The sequence below is a fragment of the Chamaesiphon sp. OTE_8_metabat_110 genome, from assembly GCF_031382685.1.
In the GTDB taxonomy this organism is placed as follows: Bacteria; Cyanobacteriota; Cyanobacteriia; order Cyanobacteriales; family Chamaesiphonaceae; genus Chamaesiphon.
Genome location: NZ_JANMZA010000228.1, coordinates 1 through 2,453, shown reverse-complemented (window position 1 = coordinate 2,453; position 2,453 = coordinate 1). Strand labels below are relative to the sequence as shown.

Below are 2,453 nucleotides of genomic sequence, written 5' to 3'. Positions count from 1 at the left end.
CATTTCCCGCGCGATCGTGCCAAAGATGGTACTCTTAGCAATAGCCGGATCTAAGAAACGATGGGCTTCCTCGATCGTGATAATAAGCGGATAAGGTCGATCGGATTCCTGTTTACTTTGGAGATATTGTTCGGCTTTATTAACGTACAGTTTATGAATCCGGCGGGTGAGCATATTTGTCACCAGCATATAAGATAATAAATCCGATTGATTACCAAATTCAATCACCACATTTTTACCAGCACTAAGCGATTGAATCAAACTTTTAAGATTGTCCTGACGGCTGATTGGGCGTAGATATTTTAGCTTTTCTAAGCGCATCAATTTCCGTTGCAAAGAAGAGATCGATCCTTTATGCCCTTTCCCCGATTCACAGAAGATAGTGATATCTTCATTCGTCATTTCCAGTAGCCGACTTATCCAACTACTGCCATATTCAGCCGCTAAAATGTTGGCATTATCTAACGCTGCATCAGATAAACCCAACTCGCGCGATACCAACTGTAAATCTTCGATATCGATCATCTCATAAGTGAGATACAGATCCTGCGCGTCGCGAATCCCCCTAGCACGACTGGATTCAGGATCGAGCGTATAGACGACTACCTCATTGGGAAATAGTTGCCGCAAGCCTTTAACCGTGCGAACATTTTTGCCTTCTTGCACTGCTTCCCAGCCGTATTCTGAGTGCATGTCAAAAATCAGATTGACAGCGACTTTTTTACGAATTACACCAGCAAGTAACAGTCGAGTCAAGAATGATTTTCCCGTCCCCGATTTCCCAAATACCCCATTACTCCGCTCGACAAACTTCTTGAGATCCAAGCAGACAGGTACATCCATATCCAATGGTTGCCCGATCGAAAAATTCTTGCGCGTTGGATCGTCTTCCCAACCGAATACCGATCGAAAGTCGTTCTCATTGGCATCAAATACCTGACTGAAGTGGCTGGGAACCGTCTTGACAGGTAAAAGCTCCCATTCCATATTTGTCTGAGCTTCAAAGGACGCTAGGACGGCTTTACCAGTTTCGGCTTTGGCTTTTTTACCCTTACCATTACCATTCAGACTCGCACCGCTACTGACAATCGGTGGAATTTGGCTAAATTTATTGAGCATCAACATCGGCGAGAGATTTACCGTTCCATAGGTACCGCTTCCCGACAAAACATCCAGCAAAAAATCATCTTCGGGATGCGGTGGATTGACTAAAATTCGATCGCTTGATGTCCCCAAGCAAACATCTGTTAACAGACAAAAGAAGTCATATTGTCGCCCTCTCACCACCAAAAATTTGCCCACCCGCATATCTTCCACGGAGATATCTGGATGCAGTCTTACTTCTAAGCCACCAGTGAGCGAACCTTCTATTACTGAGCCGAGGGGTTTATTCATGAGCTGGTAGATACTAAATACGGATGCACCGATACCCTCACCGCTGAAGATTTTACGGGTTGGATGTTATTTTTAATATTAATAGCACAAATTTACCATCATTTTCTCATCTACCAGGATCTGTAGGGGCGGGTTTATGCTAGTGATTTATTATTGTAATGATAAATAGCGAACAAACCCGCCCAACCCCACAAGCGATCGACGACAGCTTGATAAATTCATCAACCGATCGCAGCATGTCCAAAAGCTAACCCAGCGACTAACATGCCTAATACGAGAAAAGGTTGGGCACTAGCCTGATATTTAACATCATTTTCCAGCGGATTGCGTAAAAAATACATATCTTGAAACGTAATCTGGGGAATTATTAACAGGAATAAAATTGCCGCGTATAGATTTTGGTGAATGGTTATCAGATAGACAGCAATACCAGCTTGGAAAATGTCAATCATCAACACGCAAATCCACGCAGACTTGTCAATTCCAAACATCACCGGGAGCGACTTTAGCCCAAACTGCTTATCGCCCTCGACACTCTTAAAATCATTGACGATCGCGATGCCCAATCCTGCTAAACTATAGAATAGAGTCATCACGATCAGCGTCCAATTTAGCGTCCCAAATAGCGCATGACCAGCCCACCAAGGTAAAGCGATATAACTTGCCCCCAGCGCGTAAGTACCCAACCACCCATTTTGTTTTAACTTCAATTGTGGAGCCGAATAAATATAAGCCACAAATGCACCACCAAGTGCCAAACAAGTCATCACGGGAAATTCATGATTTACCGCTCGATCGAGAATATAAGCAACCCCAATCCCCCCAAATAATAAGACAAAAATTTGGACTACTACCTGAGATCCCGAAATTGCCCCCGAAGGAATCGGACGATAAGGCTCATTCACAGCATCGATCTCGCGATCGTACCACTCATTCACCACCTGAGTATAACCAGTTAATAATGGCCCAGACATCAACATACATAACGCCGCTTTGAGCACATTCTCGATCGTCCACGTATACTCACCCGAAGATGCCGCACCACACACAACCCCCCA

General features: G+C 44.3%; 2 protein-coding genes. Both read right to left on the bottom strand.

Going from position 1 to position 2,453, the window contains the following annotated elements; all coding sequences use genetic code 11:
* On the bottom strand, nt 1-1,395 hold a 1,395-nt coding region (locus RMO52_RS08475), incomplete at its 3' end, for a helicase HerA domain-containing protein (RefSeq protein ID WP_310412885.1).
* Between the two features lie 221 nt (nt 1,396-1,616).
* Nucleotides 1,617-2,453, bottom strand: an 837-nt coding sequence (chlG, locus tag RMO52_RS08470) for a chlorophyll synthase ChlG (protein ID WP_310412882.1), incomplete at its 5' end; no start/stop codon positions are given.